General features: G+C 72.5%; 19 protein-coding genes and 1 tRNA gene. 5 read left to right on the forward strand and 15 right to left on the reverse strand.

What is annotated here, in order from left to right; translation table 11 throughout:
- The first annotated feature begins 141 nt into the window (after positions 1–141).
- Positions 142–1,011: a fused MFS/spermidine synthase gene (locus ABZ951_RS30000; protein WP_344089247.1), complete on the forward strand. Its 870-nt coding sequence runs from the start codon at positions 142–144 to the stop codon at positions 1,009–1,011.
- 6 nt (positions 1,012–1,017) lie between these two features.
- Here ABZ951_RS30000 and ABZ951_RS30005 read toward each other — a convergent pair whose 3' ends face one another.
- The 8 genes from ABZ951_RS30005 to ABZ951_RS30040 form a co-directional block, all read right to left on the reverse strand.
- Positions 1,018–2,415 carry a GH1 family beta-glucosidase gene (locus tag ABZ951_RS30005; RefSeq protein ID WP_344089248.1) on the reverse strand — a complete coding sequence of 466 codons (1,398 nt, stop codon included), beginning with the start codon at positions 2,413–2,415 and terminating at the stop codon, positions 1,018–1,020.
- A 42-nt stretch (positions 2,416–2,457) separates the two neighbouring features.
- Complete coding sequence (locus tag ABZ951_RS30010; protein WP_344089249.1) at positions 2,458–3,327, reverse strand: carbohydrate ABC transporter permease; 870 nt, start codon at positions 3,325–3,327, stop codon at positions 2,458–2,460.
- Positions 3,328–3,336: 9 nt separating this feature from the next.
- Complete coding sequence (locus ABZ951_RS30015; RefSeq protein ID WP_344089250.1) at positions 3,337–4,338, reverse strand: sugar ABC transporter permease; 1,002 nt, start codon at positions 4,336–4,338, stop codon at positions 3,337–3,339.
- On the reverse strand, positions 4,335–5,666 hold the full coding sequence (locus ABZ951_RS30020; RefSeq protein ID WP_344089251.1) for an extracellular solute-binding protein: 1,332 nt from the start codon (positions 5,664–5,666) through the stop codon (positions 4,335–4,337). The genes ABZ951_RS30015 and ABZ951_RS30020 overlap by 4 nt, the downstream gene beginning before the upstream one ends.
- Before the next feature lie 358 nt (positions 5,667–6,024).
- Positions 6,025–6,097: transfer RNA gene (locus ABZ951_RS30025), tRNA-His, on the reverse strand.
- A 101-nt stretch (positions 6,098–6,198) separates the two neighbouring features.
- Positions 6,199–6,804 (reverse strand): oligoribonuclease, encoded by a 606-nt coding sequence (orn, locus tag ABZ951_RS30030; protein WP_344089252.1) that lies wholly within the window; start codon positions 6,802–6,804, stop codon positions 6,199–6,201.
- Between the two features lie 5 nt (positions 6,805–6,809).
- Positions 6,810–8,156 carry a helix-turn-helix domain-containing protein gene (locus ABZ951_RS30035; RefSeq protein WP_344089253.1) on the reverse strand — a complete coding sequence of 449 codons (1,347 nt, stop codon included), beginning with the start codon at positions 8,154–8,156 and terminating at the stop codon, positions 6,810–6,812.
- A gap of 368 nt (positions 8,157–8,524) precedes the next feature.
- Entirely contained in the window at positions 8,525–8,809 is a 285-nt protein-coding gene (locus ABZ951_RS30040) for a hypothetical protein (RefSeq protein WP_344089304.1), read from the reverse strand.
- A gap of 540 nt (positions 8,810–9,349) precedes the next feature.
- On the opposite strand from ABZ951_RS30040, the gene ABZ951_RS30045 reads away from it, so the two are divergent.
- On the forward strand, positions 9,350–9,871 hold the full coding sequence (locus ABZ951_RS30045; RefSeq protein WP_344089254.1) for a universal stress protein: 522 nt from the start codon (positions 9,350–9,352) through the stop codon (positions 9,869–9,871).
- 376 nt (positions 9,872–10,247) lie between these two features.
- Here the strand turns inward: ABZ951_RS30045 and glmS are convergent, their stop codons facing one another.
- The 3 genes from glmS to ABZ951_RS30060 all read right to left on the reverse strand — a co-directional run bounded on the left by glmS (position 10,248) and on the right by ABZ951_RS30060 (position 13,380).
- Positions 10,248–12,068 (reverse strand): glutamine--fructose-6-phosphate transaminase (isomerizing), encoded by a 1,821-nt coding sequence (gene glmS / locus ABZ951_RS30050; RefSeq protein WP_344089255.1) that lies wholly within the window; start codon positions 12,066–12,068, stop codon positions 10,248–10,250.
- 60 nt (positions 12,069–12,128) lie between these two features.
- Positions 12,129–12,404 (reverse strand): hypothetical protein, encoded by a 276-nt coding sequence (locus ABZ951_RS30055; RefSeq protein ID WP_184729590.1) that lies wholly within the window; start codon positions 12,402–12,404, stop codon positions 12,129–12,131.
- 85 nt (positions 12,405–12,489) lie between these two features.
- Positions 12,490–13,380 carry a DUF4429 domain-containing protein gene (locus tag ABZ951_RS30060; protein ID WP_344089256.1) on the reverse strand — a complete coding sequence of 297 codons (891 nt, stop codon included), beginning with the start codon at positions 13,378–13,380 and terminating at the stop codon, positions 12,490–12,492.
- A 127-nt stretch (positions 13,381–13,507) separates the two neighbouring features.
- Here ABZ951_RS30060 and ABZ951_RS30065 point away from each other — a divergent pair, with 127 nt between their 5' ends.
- A complete protein-coding gene (locus ABZ951_RS30065; protein ID WP_344089257.1) occupies positions 13,508–15,112 on the forward strand; it encodes a beta-N-acetylhexosaminidase in 1,605 nt (534 codons plus the stop codon).
- Positions 15,113–15,199: 87 nt separating this feature from the next.
- Here the strand turns inward: ABZ951_RS30065 and ABZ951_RS30070 are convergent, their stop codons facing one another.
- From ABZ951_RS30070 to ABZ951_RS30085, 4 genes are read right to left on the reverse strand one after another with little or no spacing between them, the layout of a single operon-like run.
- Positions 15,200–16,354 carry an acyl-CoA dehydrogenase family protein gene (locus tag ABZ951_RS30070; RefSeq protein WP_344089305.1) on the reverse strand — a complete coding sequence of 385 codons (1,155 nt, stop codon included), beginning with the start codon at positions 16,352–16,354 and terminating at the stop codon, positions 15,200–15,202.
- Between the two features lie 9 nt (positions 16,355–16,363).
- On the reverse strand, positions 16,364–17,302 hold the full coding sequence (locus ABZ951_RS30075) for a hydroxymethylglutaryl-CoA lyase (protein WP_344089258.1): 939 nt from the start codon (positions 17,300–17,302) through the stop codon (positions 16,364–16,366).
- Complete coding sequence (locus ABZ951_RS30080; RefSeq protein WP_344089259.1) at positions 17,299–19,455, reverse strand: biotin carboxylase N-terminal domain-containing protein; 2,157 nt, start codon at positions 19,453–19,455, stop codon at positions 17,299–17,301. The genes ABZ951_RS30075 and ABZ951_RS30080 overlap by 4 nt, the downstream gene beginning before the upstream one ends.
- 26 nt (positions 19,456–19,481) lie before the next feature.
- Positions 19,482–21,113, reverse strand: coding sequence for a carboxyl transferase domain-containing protein (locus ABZ951_RS30085; protein ID WP_344089260.1), 1,632 nt, complete (start codon positions 21,111–21,113; stop codon positions 19,482–19,484).
- Between the two features lie 88 nt (positions 21,114–21,201).
- On the opposite strand from ABZ951_RS30085, the gene ABZ951_RS30090 reads away from it, so the two are divergent.
- Together ABZ951_RS30090 and tesB are read left to right on the forward strand one after the other, a co-directional pair.
- The gene (locus tag ABZ951_RS30090) at positions 21,202–21,828 is read left to right on the forward strand and encodes a TetR/AcrR family transcriptional regulator (protein ID WP_344089261.1); all 627 of its coding nucleotides are present in this window, start codon (positions 21,202–21,204) and stop codon (positions 21,826–21,828) included.
- A 164-nt stretch (positions 21,829–21,992) separates the two neighbouring features.
- Positions 21,993–22,871 (forward strand): acyl-CoA thioesterase II, encoded by an 879-nt coding sequence (gene tesB, locus ABZ951_RS30095; protein WP_344089262.1) that lies wholly within the window; start codon positions 21,993–21,995, stop codon positions 22,869–22,871.
- Positions 22,872–23,069: the final 198 nt, after the last annotated feature.

The raw sequence follows: 23,069 nt of genomic DNA on the forward strand, positions 1-23,069 counted from the left end.
CGGTGGGAGGTGCCCCCAGAGGGGCTTATTCGGCTGAGCTCAGCCGAATAAGCCCGTCCGGCGATTGAGGACGCGCCCGCAGGGCGCCCGCCGCCGCAGGCGGCCACGACGGGTCCCAGCCACCCCAGCGATACTGGCCAGGTGGCAAAAGGCAAGCAGAAGCAAGGGCGCGGGCGCGCCGCCGAACCGGTCTCGGAGCAGGTGAGCGGCGGTCTGGCGGAGCTGGCACCGGACCGCGACCGCCCGCGCGGCTACACGCTGCTGATCGACGGGGCGCCCCAGTCCCATGTGGATCTCGACGACCCCACCTACCTCGACTTCGCCTACCAGCGGCGGCTGGGCCACATCGCCGACCTCGCGGGCCCGCCCGGCAAGCCGCTCCAGGTGCTGCACCTGGGCGGTGGCGCGTTCACCCTCGCCCGGTACGTCGCCGCGACCCGGCCCCGGTCCACCCAGCAGATCGTGGAGATCGACGCGCCCCTCGTCCAGCTCGTCCGCCGGGAGCTCCCTCTGGACGCCGGGTGGCGCATCCGGGTGCGCGGCGGTGACGCCCGCGAGGGCCTGGCGAAGGTGCCGGACGGCTGGGCCGACCTGATCATCGCCGATGTCTTCAGCGGCGCCCGCACCCCCGCCCACCTGACGAGCACCGAGTTCACCGGCGAGGTGCGGCGGGCGCTCCGGCCCGGCGGCTTCTACGCCGCCAACCTCGCCGACGGCCCGCCCCTCGCCCATGTGAAGGCCCAGATCGCGACGGTGCGGACCGTCTTCCCCGAGCTCTGCCTGACCGCCGACCCCGCCGTGCTGCGCGGCCGGCGCTTCGGCAACGCCGTGCTGCTGGCCTCCGACCGTGAGCTGCCGCTCGCCGAGCTGACCCGGCGGGCCGCCACCGACCCGCACCAGGGCCGGGTCGAGCACGGGCGGGCGCTGGCCGACTTCACCGGCGGCGCTGCGCCGGTCACCGACGCGAGCGCCCGGCCCTCGCCGGCGCCGCCGCCCTCCGTCTTCGAGTAGCGGGGCTCAGTAGGGGGGCAGCTGACCCGTTCGGACCACCTGGGCGTACCAGCGGGCACTCGACTTGAGCGTGCGGGCCTGAGTGGCGTAGTCGACGTACACCGCGCCGAACCGCTTGCTGTACCCGTACGCCCACTCGAAGTTGTCCATCAGCGACCACAGGAAATAGCCCCGCACGTCCGCGCCGTCGGCGATGGCGCGCCGCACCGCGTCGAGGTGGGCGTGCAGGTACGCGATGCGCTCCGGGTCGTGGACCGCGCCGCTGCCGTCGGGCTTGTCGTCGTACGCGGCGCCGTTCTCGGTGACCATCAGGGGCAGCCCGGGCGCCTCACGGGTGAAGCGCATCAGCAGGTCGTGGAGGCCGGTGGGGTCCACCGACCAGTCCATGGCCGTCCGTTTGCCCGGCGGCCGGTGGAAGGCGACGCCCTCGGCGCCCGGCCAGGGGGAGCGCTCGCCGCCGTGGCCGTCGGCGCGGAGCGGGGCGTTGTCAGTGGCGGCTGCTACCAAGGAAGGCGCGTAGTAGTTGATGCCCAGCGCGTCGAGGGAGTGCCCGATGGCGTCCAGGTCTCCGGAGTGCACGAAGGACCAGTCGGTGATGCGCGCCGTGTCGGCGAGCAGATCCGCCGGGTACGCGCCATCGAGCAGGGGCCCGGTGAAGATGCGCGTGGCCAGGGCGTCGATCCGCCGCCGGGCGTCGAGGTCCCCGGGCGCGTCGGTGCGGGCCCTGACGGCGGCCGGGTTGAGCGCGACGGAGATCCGCGCCCGCGAGGGGAGGGCGGCGCGCAGCGCCTGGGCGCCCAGGCCGTGCGCCAGGTTGAGGTGATGGGCGGCGCGCAGGGCGGCCAGGTCACTCGTCCGGCCGGGGGCGTGCACCCCGGACCCGTAGCCCAGGAAGGCGCTGCACCAGGGCTCGTTGAGGGTCGTCCACAGCTCCACCCGGTCGCCCAGCGCCTTCGCGACGAGGTGCGCGTAGTCGGCGAAGCGGTGCGCGGTGCCGCGCTCCGGCCAGCCGCCCGCGGACTCCAGCTCCTGGGGCAGGTCCCAGTGATAGAGCGTCAGCACCGGTGTGATGCCGTGGTCGAGGAGGTCGTCGACGAGCGCCCGGTAGAAGTCGAGGCCGGCCCGGGAGGCGGGCCCCCGGCCGGTGGGCTGGACGCGCGGCCAGGAGACGGAGAAGCGGTAGGCGCCCAGGCCGAGTTCCGCCATCAGGCGCACGTCCTCGGAGCGGCGGTGGTAGTGGTCGGTGGCGGTGTCGCCGGTGTCACCGCCGAGGACCTTGCCGGGAGTGCGGGAGAAGGTGTCCCAGATGGAAGGGGTGCGGTCGCCCTCGTCCGCCGCGCCCTCGATCTGGTACGCGGCGGTCGCGGCTCCCCAGAGGAAGCCCGGAGGGAAGTTCACGGTCATGGAAACGCTCCCAGGTGGGGGACGGGCGGGGCGGCCGGCGGGTCAGCCCTTGACGGCGCCCTGCATGATGCCGCCGACGATCTGTTTGCCGAAGAGGGTGAAGGCGAGCAGCAGCGGCAGGGTGCCCAGCAGCGCGCCCGCCATGATCACGGCCTGGTCGGGCACGTAGCCGCGGCCCAGCCCGGTGAGGGCGACCTGCACGGTCGGGTTCTCCTGCGTCAGCGCGATGATCGGCCAGAAGAAGTCGTTCCACGCCTGGACGAAGGAGAGCATCCCCAGCACGGCCATCGCGGGCCGGGCGACAGGAAAGACGATGTGCCACACGACCCGCAGACTGCTCGCCCCGTCGACGCGCGCCGCCTCGATCAGCTCGGTGGGCAGCGCCTCCACCAGGTACTGCCGCATGAAGAACACCCCGAACGCGCTGACCAGCGTCGGCAGGATCACCGCCTGCAGCTGGTTCGTCCACCCCAGGTCGGCGACGACCATGAAGAGGGGGACGACGCTCAGCTGCGGGGGGACCATCATCGTGCCGATCGTCATCAGCAGCAGGGCGTCCTTGAAGCGGAACCGCAGCTTCGCGAAGGCGAAACCGGCGACGGTGCAGAAGAGGACGGTGCCGAGCGCGATCGTGCCCGCCACCAGGGCGGTGTTGAGCAGCGCCAGGCCCATGTTGGCCTCGGTCCACGCCGTGCCGAGGTTGCTCATGAGCCGCCCGCCGAACCAGAAGGGCGGCGGGGTCCTGGCGAGCCGGGTGTTGTCGCGCGAGGCCGCGATCGCCGTCCAGACCAGCGGGAACAGCGAGCCCGCGGTGAAGAGGGCCAGCACCGCGTAGGTGAACGGCCCGCCGCGCAGCTGCCGCCCCGCGCGCCGGGCGCCGCGCCTGGGCCGCGCGGTGGTCGTGATCGTCACATCAGCCCCTCACCGGCTCTTCCGCAGCCGCCGCGCGATCAGCACGTTGACCGCGGCGATCAACAGCAGGATCAGGAACATCGTCCAGGCGACGGCGGAGGCGCGCCCGAGATGGAAGTTGAACCACCCCTGCTCGTACAGATAGAGGCCCAGCGTCTGGAACTGGTGCGAGGCCCCGCCCTTCTGCCCGCCCGCCCCGCCGAACAGCAGCGGCTCGCCGAAGAGCTGCGTCGCCCCGATCGTGGAGACGACGACGGTGAAGAGGATCGTCGGCCGCAGCGCCGGCACGGTGACGTAGCGGAACTGCTGCCCGCGCGAGGCGCCGTCCAGGGCCGCCGACTCGTACAGCTCGTCCGGCACGGCCTGCATGGCGGCCAGGTAGATCAGCGCGTTGTAGCCCGTCCACCGCCAGATCACGATCGAGGACACCGCGAACTGCGAGCTCCACGTGCCGCTCTGCCAGTCCACCGGGGAGACGCCCACCGCGCCCAGCGCCCAGTTGATCATCCCGTAGTCGCGCCCGTAGAGCAGCACGAAGACCAGCGTCGCGGCGGCGACCGAGGTGGCGTACGGGGTCAGCAGCGCGACGCGCCAGAAGGCCGCCGCGCGCAGCCGGTAGTGGAGCAGGTGGGCCAGCCCCAGGGCCATCAGCAGCTGGGGGACGGTGGAGATGACACCGATGGTGAAGGTGTTGCGCAGGGAGTTCCAGAAGAAGGCGTCGTCCAGCAGCCGGGTGTAGTTGTGCAGCCCCACCCACTCCATGTGGTCCGGCGCCGACAGCCCCACGCGGTGCAGGGAGGCCCAGCCCGTGTAGAGGAGGGGGAAGATCCCGAAGGCGGCGAAGAAGAGGAAGAACGGCGCGACGAACGCGTACGGGCTGTAGCGCACGTCCCAGGCGTACAGGCGGCGGCGCCAGGAGCCCGGCCGGCTCCGGCCCCGGCCCGCGCCCGTGGAGGGGTCGTCCGGCGGCGGGGCGTCGGTGCCCTCGACCGCCTCGGCCGCGGCCGTCATTCGTCCACCGCGTTGAGGATCTCCTTCTGGGCGGCCTTCCAGGCCGACCGGGGCGACCTGCCCTGCTGCTCGACCTGGACGATGCCCACGTCGGTGAAGGCCGTGCCGATCTGCTGCTCCCGCGGGCCGAAGAACAGGGCGGGGATGCCCCGGGCCGCCTCCGAGAAGATCCGCCCGGTGGGAGCGTCCCCGAAGTAGGGGTTCCGGGCGTCCCGGACCTCCGGCATGGCGTACGAGGCGGGGGTGGAGGGGATGCTGGCCTGCCGGCCGAAGAGCTTGGCCTGCTGCTCGGGGGCGGTCAGCCAGAGGGCGAGCTCGATCGCCGCCTTCCGGTGCCGGGCCGCCTTGGGGACGCCGATGAAGGAGCCGCCCCAGTTGGCCGGCCGGGGCGCGGCCGCCACGTCCCACCGGTCCTCCCCGGCCTCGCCGGCCTTCTCCTTGATGTAGCCGAGCATCCACGGCGGGCAGGCGACGGTGGCGAAGCGGCCGTTCGCGTACGCCTGGTCCCACGGCTTCTCGAACTGTTTGAGCCGGGCCGTGAGCCCGCCGCGGGCCGCCTGCACGGCCAGCTTCCAGGACGCCTTGACCGCCCGGCTGTTCCGGTAGACCGGCCGCCCCTTGCGGGTGTAGTAGCGCTCGGCGTAGCCGTGGATGGAGGCGTTGTAGATCCCGGCGGCCGAATCGGTGAAGACCGTGCCCGCCGGGGCGTTCTTCTTGTAGGCCCGGCCGGTGTCGATGTACTTCTGCCAGTCGCCCGCCCAGAGCCTGCCGACGCTCTCGCGGTCCGTGGGCAGCCCCGCCTTGGCGAAGAGGTCCTTGCGGTAGCACATGGCGATCGGCCCGATGTCCGTGCCGAGCCCGATCGTCCTGCCGTCCTTGGACGTGCCCTGGGCCCACTTCCAGTCCAGCCAGTCGGCCTTGCGGACGCCCTTCACCCGGCCCAGGTCCACGAACCGGTCGGCCTGCAGGGTGGCCACGTCGTGGATGTTGCCCACCTCGATGGCCTGGATGTCGGAGAGGCCGCTGCCGGCCGCCAGGTGGGTCAGCAACTGCGGGTAGTAGGCATCGTTCCGCTCGATCACGCTCTCCTTGATCGTGATGTCGGGGTGCAGCTTCTCGTACGCCTCGTAGAGGCCGGCCTGCTTGTAGCCGAAGACGCCGAAGGTGCCGACGGTGACGGTGGTCTTCCGGCCGCCCCCGCCGCCGGACCCGCCCGCCGCCTCGCTGCCGCCGTCATCGGCGCAGGCGGCGAAGACTCCGGCGCCGAGCGCGGCGACGGCCGCGCCGGCCATCACCCGGCGCCGGGACGTGCGGGGGCGGCTGCGCATGGCGTCCTCCTCGTGCCTCGACGTACGGCCTCGTGCCAACGGGGGGATGACGATGTCGTGTCGGTCTCGGCCGCCCGGTCGGCGGCATATGGCCAAGGATGTGACGATAAATGCGAGAGAGCTCTCATTTGTGATGAAGAGTCGTCGGAACCTGGCGGAGAGTCAAGGATGCCCACGGCGCGCTGGCGAGGCAGGCGGCGATGTCCACCGGGTCGACCGCCTGAGGGAGGGTGTGAGCGGCATCACTGCCGTGGTGCCGCCTTGTGGAGGAGCGGGGCGGTGCGTGGCTTCCCGGCCGCCCTGGCCCGCAAACGCCGAAGGGCCCGATCCGCTTTCGCGGATCGGGCCCTTCGATCAGGGTGAGTAACGGGACTTGAACCCGCGACATCCTGGACCACAACCAGGTGCTCTGCCAGCTGAGCTATACCCACCATGTCGCCCGGTGCGTTTCCCACCGGCTGAGAAAAAGTGTACAGGGTCTTCGGGGGTGCTCGCTCCCAGGTATCGCGCGTCCTGGGAGCGAGCCGCGTCACTATGCCCGAGCGGGCAGGACGTGCCGGGCCGCGATGGCCTTGGCGCTGTCCGAATCCGGGCCGGGCTGCGCCACGAAGATCGCCTCGCGGTAGTAGCGGAGCTCGGCGATCGACTCGTGGATGTCGGCGAGTGCCCGGTGGTTGCCGCTCTTCTTCGGGCTGCTGAAGTAGGCCCGCGGATACCAGCGGCGGGCCAGCTCCTTCACCGACGAGACATCGACGATCCGGTAGTGCAGGTGGTTCTCCAGCGCCGGCATGTCCCGGGCGAGGAAACCGCGGTCGGTGCCGACCGAGTTTCCGCACAGCGGGGCCTTGCCCGGCTCCCGGACGTGCTCGCGGACGTACGCCAGGACCTGCTGCTCGGCATCTTCGAGCGTGGTCCCCTTGTCCAGTTCCGCGAGCAGCCCGGAAGCCGTGTGCATCCGGCGCACCACCTCGGGCATGGTGGTCAGGGCCTCGGCGGGCGGGCGGACGACGATGTCCACGCCGTCGCCGAGGATGTTCAGCTCCGAGTCGGTGACCAGGGCGGCCACCTCGATGAGCGCGTCATCCGACAGCGAGAGCCCGGTCATCTCGCAGTCGATCCACACCATGCGATCGTTCATGCGTCTCACCCTACGGGGCGTTCCCGCTGCCCGGGGAGGCGTGGGCTGTAGAGGTCGGACTCCGGCTTGCCCGGATCCGGGCCCGGCCCCCCTTGACCGAGCGGCCCGGCGTGGGAACCCGGATGGAGACCCTGACCCCCCGGTCCACCGTGCCCGCCGTGCGGGGGCGGTGTGCCCATGACAGGCCCGGAGACGGCATGGGCGGCGGCCAGGGCCGTCCGCCGCATCGCCGCCACCGACGGCTCGCCGGGTCGTGGCTCCACCGGTTCCGGCCGGTCGAACCGGTCGTGGCGCTCCCGCTCCGGACGCTCCCGCTCCGGGCGCTCGGCCCCGTTCTGCGGCCGGCGGGCCCGGTACGCGGCCCGGTAGGCGGCCGGGGAGGACCCCAGCTGCCTGCGGAAATGCCCGCGCAGCGCCACGGGCGAGCGGAAGCCGCAGCGCCCGGCCACCTCGTCCACGGAGTAGTCCGAGGTCTCCAGGAGCCGCTGGGCCTGCAGCACCCGCTGGGTGATCAGCCACTGCAGCGGAGCGCTCCCGGTGAGCGAACGGAACCGCCGGTCGAAGGTGCGCCGGCTCATATAGGCACGGGCGGCCAGGGTCTCCACGTCGAACTGCTCGTGGAGGTGCTCCAGCGCCCAGGCGACGACCTCGGCGAGCGGGTCGGCGCCGATCTCCTCCGGTAAAGACCGGTCGAGATAGCGCTCCTGTCCGCCACTGCGGCGGGGCGGTACGACGAGACGGCGGGCCAGGGCCCCCGCCGCGTCGGCGCCGTGGTCGGTGCGGACGATGTGCAGGCACAGGTCGATGCCTGCCGCGGTGCCCGCGGACGTCAGGACGTCACCGTCGTCGACGAAGAGCTCCCTCGGGTCCACGTGGACCGAGGGGTAGCGCTTCGCGAGCGTCGGCGCGTACATCCAGTGGGTGGTGGCGGGCCTGCCGTCGAGCAGACCCGCGGCGGCCAGTACGAAGGCCCCGGTGCACAGCCCGACGATGCGGGCGCCCTCTTCATGGGCGCGGCGCAGTGCGTCGAGCGCGGCGGTGGGCGGCGGCTGGGTGATCGACCGCCAGGCCGGTACGACGACGGTGCCGGCCCGGGAGAGCGCCTCCAGGCCGTACGGTGCGGTCAATTCCAGGCCGCCGGTTGTTCGCAATGGCACATCTTCGCCCGCGCACACCAGCAATCGGTAGCGGGGCACCCCTGCGTCCTGGCGGTCGATCCCGAACACAGAGAGCGGAATGGAGCTTTCGAAGATGGGGCCGCCGCTGAAAAGCAGCACGGCGACGATCTCCCGGCGGCGGCGTCCGGAGAGCTTGCGCGTGGTCTCCGGTACGGTCGTGGAGTCCTGGCTCATGGCGCTAAGCCCCCCTCGGCGGTCGAGTCCTCTCGGTCCTGCACGTTTCCCCTCGGTCCTGAACGGTTCCCCCGCCGGTCATGGCCAAGATCGAATCTACTGCGTCACACGGAGTTGCGGTGACCAGTTCACCACCCGGCTCTATGTCGACATGGCAACTTGGCGCGAAGCGTTCGATCACGAAGCGTTGCACTTGCAGGGCTCGCTGAAAAGTACGCCTCTCGCCCATGCCCAATCCCCGTAGGGTGCAACCGCCCCCGGAAGCCGTCTCCTTGCTGGTCGACCGGCTGTTAGGGGCTGCTCAGGCCAAGGTTTGGGGTTCGGCCTGAAGTTGGCTGAAAAGCAACGGGTGCAGATGTACGAAGACGTCATTCACCGGACGTACTACCCGGCGTACTGCCGCCAGGGTGCCGCCCCCCGCGATGGGCCCCGCCACCCGTACGGCCATGTCGGCCTCGATGGGGAATGGCCTGTTCTGCGGAGATACGGGACGCGCTGCGCTCGGACTGGCGCAGCAGGGCGCGGCAGGCGCAGGTGAGGGCCACCAGCCCGGCCGCCGTGCCGGCCGCGCCGCCGAAGGACTGACCGCACATCAGCAGGACCACGGGGACCAGCACACAGCTGAACGCCGCCCAGCGGACCACGTCGCTCACCGGATCGGGGGAGTCTCCCTCGGGGTCGTCGGCGCGGGCGTGATCACGGGTTCCGGGCACGGAGCGGCTCCCTGCTGACGGCGGCTGACGGTGGTACAACGCCCGGCCGGGCCCCCGGGTCACTGCGTCGCGCGCATCGGGGGGCGCGCCGGGGGCGCGCCCTGCCGTGCGGCAAGGGCATTGCGCTACGGGCCGCCCTCGTGCATGCTCCGGTGAACGCCCGACCCGTCGCCCGCCACCACCCGTCCAGGAGGCGTCCCGCTCCCCGCCCGGGGGCCCCGTCCGGTGCCGCGTCACCCGCCGGCCGGGACCGCTGCCGCATCACCGGCCGGCCGGGCAGCCTCTGGGCAGGCGGCGAGTGTCGCCGTACCCTGGTGGGTAAGTGCTTGAAAAGATGAATCCCGGACGGATTTTTCGTCCATGATCCACGCGGGTCCGCCCCGTCCGGATCTGCCGAGACCTTTCGGGCGCCGCCCTGACAACTCCAACCAGCTCACCGCCCGATCCCTCCGCACGAGGACACTCTTCGCCGAGATACCGATGGCCGGTCACGAATTCTCCGAACCCGCGGACCGCAAGCGGGTCGCCGATCACACGGCGCACCCCGAAGCGGCGGAAGAAACACGCCATTCCTGCGATCCGGCGTTCCAGCACGGCGTCGTCGTGGGCTTCGACGGCTCGACATCCAGCGAGCGAGCGCTTGCGTATGCAATCGGGATGGCCCTGCGCGCCGGCTCGGGCCTGATCATCGTCCATGTGGCCAACCGGCTGCCGACGACCGTGTGGGCGGGCTGCGAGCCCCCGGTCTTCGTGGACGTCCCTGATCACCGCACGGAAGTCCTCGGCCTCGAACTGGCCTGTGCGGACTACCTGTCGGAAGTGCCCTGGATCCTCGTCGAGCGAGGCGGCGACATCTGTCACGAGCTGGAGGAGGTCGGCCGGGAGTACGCGGCGGACGCGATCGTCGTGGGCTCCACCCACGGCCTGGTCGGCAGGATCTTCGGCTCGGTGGCGGGGCGGCTGGCGCGGCGCGCTCAGCGGCCCGTCGTCGTCATCCCCTGACCGCCCCCGCGGGCTGTGCCGGGGCGTCAACTTTCTTTCCCTGTCCGGGTGATCGCCGCCGCGCCGGTTTTGACGGCCGATGAATCTACCCGTGCGTAAGGGTGGCGCGGGCCCGGGTGACGGGTAGGAACCGCACAGATGTCGTGCTGCCGGCCGGGAGGTGACGGTTCCCGTCGCCGGTGGCATCACCGCCGGCGGGAGGGCGCCGCCGGCGAGGGGGAGGCGGTCCTCCCCGCGCGCCGGGTGGCACGCGCGGGGAGGCCGTTCTTCCCGGGCCCGCCGCAGGACAGGTGGGCGGGCCTCCCGGACCCGCCGCAGACAGGTGGACGGGGCCGAGGTCTTGGCGCCCGCGGGCCGGGGCCCGCGGACGGCGGTGCTACTCGACGGTGACGGACTTCGCCAGGTTGCGCGGCTTGTCGATGTCGCGGCCCATGGCCTTCGCCGTGTAGTACGCGAGGAGCTGCAGCGGGATGCCCATGAGGATCGGGTCCAGCTCGTCCTCGTTCTTCGGCACCACGATCGTGTGGTCGGCCTTCTCCTGCACCTGGTGCGCGACGGCGAGGATGCGGCCGGAGCGGGCCTTGATCTCCTCCAGGGCGGCGCGGTTCTTCTCCAGCAGGTCGTCGTCCGGAACGATGGCGACCGTCGGCATGGCGGGCTCGATCAGGGCCAGCGGGCCGTGCTTGAGCTCGGAGGCGGGGTAGGCCTCGGCGTGGATGTACGAGACCTCCTTGAGCTTCAGCGAGGCCTCGCGGGCGACCGGGTAGCCCCGGACGCGGCCGATGAACATCATCGACTTGGCGTCGGCGTACTCCCCGGCCAGCTTCTCGATCTCGGCCTCGTTCGCCAGGATCTCCGCGATCTGCTCGGGCAGCTTGCGCAGGCCCGCGATGATCCGCTTGCCGTCGGCGACGGACAGGTCGCGGGTGCGGCCCAGGTGCAGGGCGAGCAGGCCGAAGGAGACCACCATGTTGGTGAAGCACTTGGTGGAGACGACGCAGACCTCGGGGCCGGCGTGCACGTAGATGCCGCCGTCGGTCTCGCGGGCGATCGCCGAGCCGACGACGTTGACCAGGCCCAGGACGCGGGCGCCCTTGCGCTTGAGCTCCTGGACGGCGGCGAGGACGTCGTAGGTCTCACCGGACTGGGAGACCGCGATGTAGAGGGTGTCGGGGTCCACGACCGGGTTGCGGTAGCGGAACTCGGAGGCCGGCTCGGCGTCCGCGGGGATGCGGGCCAGCTCCTCGATCATCTGGGCGCCGATCTGGCCGGCGTGGTACGAGGTGCCGCAGCCCAGGATCTTCACCCGGCGCACGGCGCGCGCGTCACGGGCGTCGAGGTTCAGGCCGCCCAGGTGCACGGTGGAGAAGCGGTCGTCGATGCGGCCGCGCAGCGCGCGGTCGACCGCGTCGGCCTGCTCGTGGATCTCCTTGTGCATGTACGTGTCGTGGCCGCCCATGTCGTACGACTCGGCCTCCCACTCCACGGTGGTCGGCTGGCTCGAGGTGGTGGAGCCCTCGGTGGTGTACGTGCGGTAGTCGTCGGCCTTGAGGGTGGCCATCTCGCCGTCGTCGAGCGTGACGATCTGACGGGTGTGGCTGACCAGGGCGGCGACGTCGGAGGAGACGAGCATCTCCTTCTCGCCTATGCCCAGGACCACGGGGGAGCCGTTGCGGGCGACGACGATGCGGTCCGGGAAGTCGGCGTGCAGGACGGCGATGCCGTACGTGCCGTCGATGTGCCGGAGGGCCTCGCGGACCTTCTCCTCCAGCGTGTCCGCCTCGGAGCGGGCGATGAGGTGGGCGAGGACCTCGGTGTCGGTGTCGGAGACGAAGGCGAAACCGTCGGCGATCAGCTTGGCGCGCAGGTCGGAGGCGTTGTCGATGATGCCGTTGTGGACGACGGCGACCTTCTCGTCGGCGTCCAGGTGCGGGTGGGCGTTGACGTCGTTGGGCGCGCCGTGGGTGGCCCAGCGGGTGTGGGCGATGCCGGTGGTGCCGTTGAAGCGCTTGGGCAGGCGCGACTCCAGCTCGCGGACGCGGCCCTTGGCCTTGGCGGACTTCAGGCCGCCCGCCTTGCCGCTCGCGTGCAGGGCGATGCCGGCGGAGTCGTAGCCGCGGTACTCCAGGCGCTGGAGGCCCTCCAGCAGCAGCGGCGCGACATCGCGCTTACCGATATATCCGACGATTCCGCACATGGTGTTGACCCTCCCAGGCAAACGATCAGTGATGCTCGGCGGCGGCAGGAGCCGCCGGTCTCAGCCGTAGACGATGCGGCGCAGCTGCCGCAGCGAGAGCTCGGGTGGCGCCACCGCACGGTGCGGCAGCTCCGCCGCGATCCGTTCGAAGATCTCCGCGTTGTTCAGTCCGCCGGACTGGAGCTCGCGGTGACGGCGACGCACGAACGTCTCGGTCGTCTCGTCGAAGTACGCCAGGACGTCCAGGACCACCCGGGCTGCCTCGCCGCGCTGAAGCGGCGTGCTGCGCACCAGGTGGTCCACCAGGTCGTCATGGGTCATACGGCGTTCGAGCACCCGTTGATACTGAGGGGTACTGCCGTCGTTCGCAAGAATCCTGCCCGATTTCGGGCAGGGATGCCGAAAGCAACGCCCGAAGTGGCTAGAAACGCTTCAGTACGGCCTGTTTTGCCGCGGTGAACTCTTCCTCCGTGAGGATCCCGGCCGACCGCAGCTCGCCGAGCTCCCGCAGCCGCCGCAGCAGGGCGTCGTGATCCTCGGCCCTGTCGGCGCCGGCCGCCGGTGCCGACAGGGCCTTCGGGGCCGCGTCGGCGGGCGCGGCCTCCCGCGGGCCGGACGGGTGCGGCAGCCGGGCCAGCACGGCCGCCGCGACCAGCGCCATCAGCGGGTCCTTCTTGAAACCGAACAGCTCCACCGAGCGCGGGTCGTACTTCGGCGGCAGCCCCGGCGCGGACCTGGCCGTCACGAACCGCAGGTAGCCGTTTTCCAGCCCGGCCGACGGCAGCCACTCCACCGTGCTGATCTCCGACAGCGGGAACGACTGCGCCCCCGCCGAGCTCTTGCTGTCCTCCGTCGTCCAGTTCCACTCCAGGCGGACCCGCTCGCCGTCGAAGGCGGCCATGCCGTCCCCGGCGCTCACCGACAGCGGCACGGGCGGGCCCGGCAGCAGGTAGCGGTCCGCGGGCCCGTCCGGCACCTGCTCCAGCAGCAGGGCGTTGCGCACCGCGTCCACGAAGTACTCCGCCACACCGGACCGGTCCGGATCGACCTTGAGCTGGTACGGGTCGGCGGCGTCCGGCAGCCGCCCCTGCGCGGCCTGGCCGAGCGGATCCGCGCCGGGCCGCAGCCGCAGCCGCAGGCGGCCGCTCCTGCGGCCCGGCTCGAAGGCGATACCGCTCACCGCCTCCAGCGGAACGGCCAGCTCACCGAGGGTCTGCCGGAGCAGGTGCACACCGCGCTCACGGCCCGGCACGATGCGGATCGTGTCGCCGTCGAAGGTCCACGCGCCGTCCGTCTGGAGTATCTCTGCCATGGGGCAGATTCTCGCAGGCCGGGCCCCGGGAAGGACTGCTGCCTTGACGTGGATCCCGGCCGGCGGTAGGCACGTTGTCGTTCGTGTGCGCGATTTCCCGTAAGCGGTCCGCTGAAGGGACTCCCCTGTGAGACGACGCCCCGGCACCTCCCGCTTCCCCCGCCTGCTGTGCGCCCTGCTGCTCCTCGCGGGCGCCGGCACCACCGCGGCCACCGCACGGCCCGCGGAGCCCGCCCCCGCGGCCCCCCTCGGCCGCGTCATCCCGGCCCCCGCCTCCGTACGGCCCGGCGGCAGCCCCTACGAGATCACCGGACGCACCCGCATCCAGGTGCCCCGGCACTCCCGCGAGGCGCGGCGGGTCGGCGCCTACCTGGCCGAGCTGCTGCGCCCCTCCACCGGCTACGCGCTGCCCCTCACGTCCTCCGCCGCGGGCACCCGCGACGGGGGGATCCGGCTGCGGCTCGGCGACCCCGACCGGGCCCTCGGCGCCGAGGGCTACCGGCTGGCCGTCACCGGCCGCGCCGTGACGATCAGTGCCCGCACGGACGCCGGGCTCTTCCACGGTGTCCAGAGCCTGCGCCAGCTGCTGCCCCCGGACGTGGAGCGTCGCAGTCCGCAGCCCGGTCCCTGGAAGATCGCCGGCGGCACCGTCACCGACGCGCCGCGCTTCGCCCACCGGGGCGCGATGCTCGACGTCGCCCGGCACTTCTTCCCGGTCGCCCAGGTCAAGCGGTACATCGACCGGCTGGCTCTGTACAAGATCAACCGGCTGCACCTGCACCTCTCCGACGACCAGGGCTGGCGCATCGCCGTCGACTCCTGGCCGCGCCTGACCACCTACGGCGGCAGCACCCAGGTCGGCGGCGGGCCGGGCGGCTTCTACACCAAGGACGACTACCGCGAGATCGTCCGCTATGCCGGCAGCCGCCACCTGACCGTCGTCCCCGAAATCGACATGCCCGGCCACACCAACGCCGCCCTCGCCTCCTACGCCCGCCTCAACTGCGACGGCACCGCGCCACCCCTCTACACCGGCACCGCCGTCGGCTTCAGCTCGCTGTGCGTGCCGAAGCGGGACACCTACGACTTCGTGGACGACGTCGTCCGGGAGCTGGCCGCGCTGACCCCCGGCCCCTACCTCCACATCGGCGGCGACGAGGCCCACTCCACCCCGCACGCCGACTACACGGCCTTCATGGACCGGGTGCAGCCCGTCGTCGCCAAGTACGGCAAGACGGTGATCGGCTGGCACCAGCTGACCGGCGCCCGCCCGGCGCCGGGCGCCGTCGCGCAGTACTGGGGGCGCAGCGGCACGGAGAAGGACGTCGTGGACGCGGCGAGGGCCGGCACCCGGCTGATCCTCTCGCCGGCCGACCGCGCCTACCTGGACATGAAGTACACCAAGGACACGCCGCTCGGGCTCGACTGGGCCGGGTACGTGGAGGTGCGGCAGTCCTACGACTGGGACCCCGGCGCGTACGTCAAGGGCGTGCCGGAAGAGGCCGTCCTCGGGGTCGAGGCGCCGCTGTGGACGGAGACGCTGTCCACCGGCGCGCACCTCGACTACATGGCCTTCCCGCGGCTGCCCGGCATCGCCGAGCTGGGCTGGTCCCCGGGGGCCGCGCACGGCTGGGACGGTTACAGGACCCGGCTGGCCGCGCAGGCGCCCCGCTGGGACGCCCTCGGCATCGGGTACTACCGCTCGCCACAGGTGCCCTGGCCGGCCCCGTGACGCGGTGCGGGCCCGCCCGGGCGGGCCCGCGGACCAGCTCGGGGCGGCGGCGTGCGACGCCCCTCACAGGCCCGGCTCCCGGGCGATTTACAGGCCCAGCTCCCGGGCGATCAGCATCCGCTGGACCTCGCTCGTGCCCTCGCCGATCTCCAGGATCTTGGAGTCCCGCCACATGCGGGCCACCGGGTACTCGTTCATGAAGCCGTAACCCCCGTGGATCTGGGTGGCCTCGCGGGCGTTGGTGACGGCGATCTCCGAGGAGTAGAGCTTCGCGAGCGCCGCCTCCTTCTTGAACGGCTCGCCCGCCAGCAGCCGGGAGGCGGCGTCACGCCAGGCGAGGCGGGCCGTGTGCGCCCGCATCTCCATGTCGGCCAGCTTGAACTGGATCGCCTGGTTGGCGCCGATCGGCCGCCCGAACGCCTCCCGGCTCTTGGCGTACGCCACCGACTCGTCGACACAGCCCTGCGCGAGGCCCGTGGCCAGCGCCGAGATCGCGATGCGCCCCTCGTCGAGGATGCGCAGGAACTGGGCGTAGCCGCGGCCCCGCTCGCCCAGCAGGTTCGCCGCCGGGACCCTAACGTCCGCGAAGGACAGCTCGCGGGTGTCCGAGGCGTTCCACCCGACCTTCGAGTAGGGGGCGGCGACCGTGAAGCCGGGGGTGCCGGACGGCACGATGATGCTGGAGATCAGCGGCTTGCCGTCCGCCGAACGGCCGGTGACGGCGGTGACCGTGACCAGGCCGGTGATGTCCGTGCCGGAGTTGGTGATGAAGCACTTGGTGCCGTTGATCACCCATTCGTCCGTCGCCTCGTCGAGCCGGGCGGTGGTGCGGGTGCCGCCGGCGTCCGAGCCGCACTCCGGCTCGGTCAGCCCGAACGCGCCCAGCATCTCGCCCGAGCACAGCCGGGGCAGCCACTCCCGCTTCTGCTCCTCCGTGCCGAAGCGGAAGACGGGCATCGCGCCCAGCGAGACCCCGGCCTCCAGGGTGATCGCCACGGAGGAGTCGACCCGGGCCAGCTCCTCCAGGGCGATGCCGAGCGCCAGGTAGTCGCCGCCCATGCCCCCGTACTCCTCGGGGAAGGGCAGCCCGAACAGGCCCATGCGGCCCATCTCGCGCACGATCTCGTACGGGAACTCATGCCGCTCGTAGAAATCGCCGATCTTGGGCGCGACCACGTCGTGGGCGAACTGCTCCACGGTGCGGCGGAGTTCCTCGTGCTCGGCGGAGAGGCGGTGGTCCAGCGACATGACTCAGGACTCCTGAGGGGAGAGGGCACGGACAGTGCGGGACGGGCTGGGGCGGCCCAGCCGTTCGGCCATCCACACGCTCGTGGCGGTGAGTAGGCCCAGATCCACCCCGGTGTCGATACCGAGGCCGTTGAGCATCCAGAGAAGGTCTTCGGTGGCGAGATTGCCGGTGGCGCTCTTCGCGTACGGGCAGCCGCCGAGGCCGCCGGCGGAGGCGTCGACCGTGGTCACCCCGTACCGGAGCGCCGCGAGGGTGTTCGCGAGGGCCTGGCCGTAGGTGTCGTGGAAGTGCACGGCGAGCCGCTCGGCGGGCACCCCGGCCGCGCCCAGGGCGGCCAGCACCGCCGTGACGTGGCCGGGGGTGGCGACGCCGATGGTGTCGCCCAGGCTCAGCTCGTCGCAGCCCAGGTCCAGCAGCCGGCGGGCGACGCGTGTCACCCGCTCGACGGGCACGGCGCCCTCCCAGGGATCGCCGAAGCACATCGAGAGGTAGCCGCGCACCGTGGCGCCCGCCTCGCGGGCGGTGGACACGACCGGGGCGAACATCTCCAGGGACTCGTCCACCGTGCGGTTGAGATTGGCCTTGGCGAACGATTCCGTGACGCTGGCGAACACCGCGATCTCGCGGACCCCGAGCGCCAGGGCGCGGTCCAGGCCGCGCCGGTTGGGCACCAGGACGGGCAGCCGGGCCGGCACGCCGTCGAGCATCGGCATCAGCTGCTCGGCGTCGGCGAGCTGGGGCACCCACTCGGGGCGGACGAAGCTCGTCGCCTCGACGGTCGTGAGCCCGGCGGCGGCGAGGCGGCGGATGAACTCCGCCTTCACCTCCACGGGCACGACCGTCTTCTCGTTCTGCAGGCCGTCGCGGGGGCCGACCTCGTGGATGCGGACGCGGGACGGGAGGGCGGGGTCCGGCACGGCCATCGGAAGTCCGTCGGTCATGACTGCTCCTGCGGGCTGACGGCGGGGGCGGCGTCGGGGGTGACGACGGCCAGGACCTGGTCCATGGCGACCGTGGCGCCGGCCGTCACGTCGAGCTCGGTGACGGTGCCGTCGTGGGGCGCGGAGATGACGTGCTCCATCTTCATCGCCTCCACGACGAGCAGGCTCTGCCCGGCGCTCACCTTCTCCCCGACGGCGGCCTTGACGAGGGTGACGGTGCCGGGCATGGGCGCGGTCAGCGCTCCGGCGTGCGCGGCTCCGGTGGTGCCGCGGGCGGTGACGGGGTCGTGGTCCTGGACGTGCCAGGTGTCGCCGTCGCGGCCGAGCCAGGTGCCGTCCGGGCCGGTGGCCCGGGTGAAGGTGTGGGTGACGTGGTCGAGCTCGATGGTGACGGTGTGAGGGGAGAGGGTGACGATGCGGGCGGGGTGAGCGGGGTTCTCTTCCCCCACCCCGCCCTTTCCCGAAACCGGGGGCAGGCCCCCGGGGCCCCGGGGTGGCAGCGGCTCCGTGCCGGTCGCCTCGGCGGGCAGGGACGCCGCCTCCGTGCCCGGCAGGCAGACCTCCGTCCCCGTGCCGCCGCGCGCCCGCACCCGCACCGTCACCGCGTCCTGCCCCGCCACCCGCACGTGATGTGCCGTCCACGCCGGCTCGCCGCCCAGGCGCCAGCCCGTCGGGACGGAGAAGGGGTCGACCCAGGCATCCGCAGCGCGGGCGGCCGGTTCCAGCGCCGCCTGCCGCAGCAGTGCCGCCGCCGCGTACACCTCGTCGGGGACGGACGTCCGTACCAGCGTCGCCGCGTCCCGGTCGACCAGGCCCGTGTCCAGCGCGCCCGACACCACCGACGGGTGGGCCAGCAGCCGGCGCAGGAAACCGGCATTCGTGTCCACGCCCAGGACGGTCGTCTCCGCGAGGGCGGCACGCAGCCGGCGCAGGGCCGTCGGGCGGTCCGGGCCGTACGCGATGACCTTGGCGAGCATCGGGTCGTAGGACGTGCCGACCTCCGTGCCCTCCGAGAGACCCGAGTCCACCCGCACGCCCTCGCCCGCGGGTTCGCCCAGGGCGAGCACCGTGCCCGCCGACGGCAGGAAGTCCACCCGGCCGTCGGCCGTCGGCCGCGCGGTCTCCGCGCAGATGCGGGCCTCGACCGCGTGGCCGGTGAGGGTGATGTCGTCCTGGGTGAAGGGCAGCGCCTCGCCGGCGGCGACCCGCAGCTGCCACTCGACCAGATCCAGGCCCGTGATCAGCTCGGTGACGGGGTGTTCGACCTGGAGCCGGGTGTTCATCTCCATGAAGAAGTACGACGCGGGGTCGTCGCCCGGCACGATGAACTCCACCGTGCCCGCGCCGGTGTAGCTGCAGGAGCGGGCCGCCTGGGCCGCCGCCTCGCCCATCGCCGCGCGCGTGGCCGCGTCGAGGAGGGGGGACGGCGCCTCCTCGATGATCTTCTGGTGGCGGCGCTGGAGGGAGCACTCGCGCTCGCCGAGGTGGAGGACGTTGCCGTGGCCGTCGGCGAGGATCTGGATCTCGATGTGCCGGGGGCGGTCGACCCACCGCTCGACGAGCAGCGTGTCGTCCCCGAAGGAGCTCCGGGCCTCGCGCCGGGCCGCGGCGATCTCCTCGCCCAGCAGGGCCTCGGCGCGGACCAGCCGCATGCCCTTGCCGCCGCCGCCCGCGGAGGGCTTGAGCAGGACGGGCATGCCGATCTCACGGGCCGAGGCGGCCAGCTCGGCGTCGCTCAGGCCGCTGCCCGAGGAGCCCGGCACGACCGGCACCCCGGCCGCCCGCACGGTCTCCTTGGCGCGGATCTTGTCGCCCATCAGCTCGATCGCCGCGGCGGGCGGGCCGATGAAGGCGAGCCCGGCGCCGGTGACGGCACGGGCGAACGCCGCGTTCTCCGCGAGGAAGCCGTAGCCGGGGTGGACCGCCTGAGCGCCGGTCCGCGCGGCCGCCTCCAGGAGACGCTCGGCACTGAGATAGCTCTGCGCGGCCGCCGCCGGGCCGATCCGCACGGCGGTGTCGGCCTCGCGCACATGGCGGGCGTCCGCGTCGGCGTCGCTGAACACGGCGACCGAGCGGATGCCCAGCTCCCGGAGCGTGCGGATGACGCGGACCGCGATCTCGCCGCGGTTGGCGACCAGGACGGTGTCGAACATGGAGTCTCCGCTTGTCATGAGGGCGCTCACATCCGGAAGACGCCGTAGCCGGGCGCCGTCGGGTCCTTCGCGGGCAGCGGGGCGTTCGCGCACGCGGTGAGCGCGAGGCCCAGCACCTGCCGGGTCTCCAGCGGGTCGATGACCCCGTCGTCCCACAGCCGGGCGGTGGCGTAATAGGCGCTGCCCTGCGTCTCGTACTGCTCGCGGACGGGCGCCCGGAAGGCGTCCTCGTCGGCCGCGCTCCACTGCTCGCCGCGCGCTTCGAGCTGATCGCGCTTGACGGTCGCGAGGACGGAGGCGGCCTGCTCGCCGCCCATGACGGAGATCTTGGCGTTGGGCCACATCCACAGGAAGCGCGGTGAATAGGCGCGCCCGCACATCGAGTAGTTGCCCGCGCCGTACGAGCCGCCGACGACGACGGTGAGCTTGGGCACGCGGGTGCAGGCCACCGCCGTGACCATCTTGGCGCCGTGCTTGGCGATGCCGCCCGCCTCGTACTGGCGGCCGACCATGAAGCCCGAGATGTTCTGCAGGAAGAGCAGCGGGATGCCCCGCTGGTCGCACAGCTCGATGAAGTGCGCGCCCTTCTGGGCGGATTCGGCGAACAGGATGCCGTTGTTGGCGACGATGCCCACCGGGTGGCCGTGGATCCGGGCGAAGCCCGTCACCAGCGTCTGCCCGAACTCGGCCTTGAACTCGGCGAACCGCGAGCCGTCCACCAGCCGCGCGATGACCTCGCGGACGTCGTAGGGGGTGCGGGGATCCACCGGCACCGCGCCGTAGAGCCCCGCGGGGTCGACCGCGGGCTCCTCCACCGGCTCCACTCGCCAGGGCGGCTCCCCGCGGCCGGGGAGCGTCGAGACGATGGTGCGCACGGTGCGCAGGGCGTGCGCGTCGTCCTCGGCGAGATGGTCGGTGACGCCGGAGACCTTGGAGTGGACCTCGCCGCCGCCCAGCTCCTCGGCCGTGACGACCTCGCCCGTGGCGGCCTTCACCAGCGGCGGGCCGCCCAGGAAGATCGTGCCCTGGTTCCGGACGATCACGGCCTCGTCGCTCATCGCGGGCACGTAGGCGCCGCCCGCCGTGCAGGAGCCGAGGACCGCGGCGATCTGCGGGATGCCGGCCCCGGACATCCGGGCCTGGTTGTAGAAGATCCGGCCGAAGTGCTCGCGGTCGGGGAAGACTTCGTCCTGCATCGGCAGGAACGCGCCGCCGGAGTCCACCAGATACAGGCAGGGCAGCCTGTTCTCCAGGGCGATCTCCTGGGCGCGCAGGTGCTTCTTGACCGTCATCGGGTAGTACGTGCCGCCCTTGACGGTGGCGTCGTTGGCGACGATCACCACCTCGCGGCCGGAGACCCGCCCGATGCCGGCGATGACGCCCGCCGCCGGCGCGGCCCCGCCGTACAGCCCGTCGGCCGCGAGCGGCGCGAGCTCCAGGAAGGGCGAGCCGGGGTCGAGCAGGGTGTCCACCCGCTCGCGGGGCAGCAGCTTGCCGCGCGCGGTGTGCCGCGCCCGGGCCTGCTCGCCGCCGCCCAGCCGCGCCGCGGCGAGCTTCTCGCGCAGGTGCGCGGACAGCTCGCGGTGCGCGCTCTCGTTCGCCCGCCAGATCTCGGACGCCGGGTCCGCGGCGCTCCCCAGCACCGGTGCCTGCTGCATGTACTCGAGCTCCCTTGCTCGGTTAATGAGCGTTAACACATTGCCATCAGGTTAACGACCACTAACCGCGCTGTCTAGAATTACTTTCGTGAGAGACGCAAGCGCCACCGCCACCCCGGGCACCGGTGTGCCGACCCGCCGCGAGCAGATCCTCAAGGAGGCCGCCCGCCTCTTCGCCGAGCGCGGCTTCCACGGCGTCGGCGTCGACGAGATAGGGGCGGCGGTGGGGATCAGCGGCCCCGGCCTCTACCGCCACTTCGCGGGCAAGGACGCGATGCTCGCCGAGCTCCTGGTGGGCATCAGTGAGCGGCTCCTCGCCGGGGGCCGCGCGCGAGTCGCCGAGGTCACGGCCGCGGGCGGCGGCCCGGCCGCCGTGCTCCACTCGCTCATCGACGGCCACATCGACTTCGCCCTCGACGACCGCGCGCTGATCACCCTCCACGACCGGGAGCTGGGCCAGCTGCGGGACAGCGACCGCAATCTGGTGCGCTCCCTCCAGCGCCAGTACGTCGAGCTGTGGGTCGACGCCGTCCGCAAACTGCACCCCGGCGCCCCCGAGGCGCAGGTGCGCGCCGCCGTCCACGCCGTCTTCGGGCTGCTCAACTCCACCCCGCACCTGGGCCGCCCCGGCGCCCTCCCGGGCCGCGCGGCCACCGCCGGCCTGCTGCGCAGGCTCGCCCTGGGGGCCCTCGCGGCCCTCGCCGAGCCCTGCTGAGGGCCGTCGGCCCGCCGGACCTGGACAGGCGAGCTGACCCACGGGTAACTTGCGGCTGAGCGAGCGCTTAGAAAAGTACGAGGGGGCAGCGCAGTGCGGCGAACGGTGTACGGCCGGGATCACGCGGACCATGGCGTCCGCCCGACGGCCCCGGCAGACGGCCCGTGACGAACGAAGCCCTGCGGGACCTCCTCGACCTCCTCGACCTGGAGCGGGTCGAACAGGACATCTTCCGCGGCACCAGCCGCCCCTCCGTAGTACCGCGCGTCTTCGGCGGCCAGGTCGCCGCCCAGGCCCTGGTCGCCGCCGGGCGCACGGTTTGCGCCGACCGCCTCCCGCACTCCCTGCACGCCTACTTCCTGCGCCCCGGCGACCCCGGCGCGCCCATCGTCTACACGGTCGACCGCATCCGCGACGGGCGCTCCTTCACCACCCGCCGGGTCGTCGCCGTGCAGCACGGGCAGCCCGTCTTCCACCTCTCCGCGTCCTTCCAGACGCACGAGGAGGGGCTGGAGCACCAGGAGCCCATGCCGGCCGCCCCGGACCCGCTCACCCTGCCCACGGCCGAGGAGCTGCTGCCCCGCCACGCCCACCGGTTCGCGCACCCGCAGGTCGTCGAGCGGCTGCTGGAGGCGCGCGCGGCGGTGGACGTGCGGTACGTGGACGAGCCGCCGTTCGCCAGCGTGGGCGAGCCCCGCGAACCCAAGTCGCAGGTGTGGTTCCGGACCAACGGCAAACTGGCCGACGACCCCCTGCTGCACGTCTGCCTGGTCACCTACGTCTCCGACATGACGCTCCTGGACTCCGTGCTGCTCGCCCACGGGCGCGGCGGCTGGACGGTCGGTGACGTCGTCGGGGCCAGCCTGGACCACGCCATGTGGTTCCACCGCCCCTTCCGGGCCGACGAATGGCTGCTCTACGACCAGGAGAGCCCCACCTCCCAGAGCGGCAGGGGGCTGGCCCGGGGCCGGATCTTCACCGCCGACGGCCGGCTGGTGGCCTCGGTCATCCAGGAGGGCGTCGTCCGGGCCCCGCGCGGCTGAGTACGCTCGTCGGGTTGTCGGCGAAACGGCGGGGGGAAACAGGGATGTTCGGCGGTACGGCACGGCTGGGAACGGCGGCCCGGGTGCTCCTGGTGGCCGGGGGTCGCTCGCCACCGAGCCGCGGCCGACGAAGCGGAGCGCGCTCGCCTGTGGCAGAAGATCATCGATCTGCGCGACGCCAAGCGCGCCGTGCCCGCG

Origin of the sequence: Streptomyces sp. NPDC046215, assembly GCF_040646215.1 — a bacterium.
GTDB lineage: Bacteria > Actinomycetota > Actinomycetes > Streptomycetales > Streptomycetaceae > Streptomyces > Streptomyces stramineus.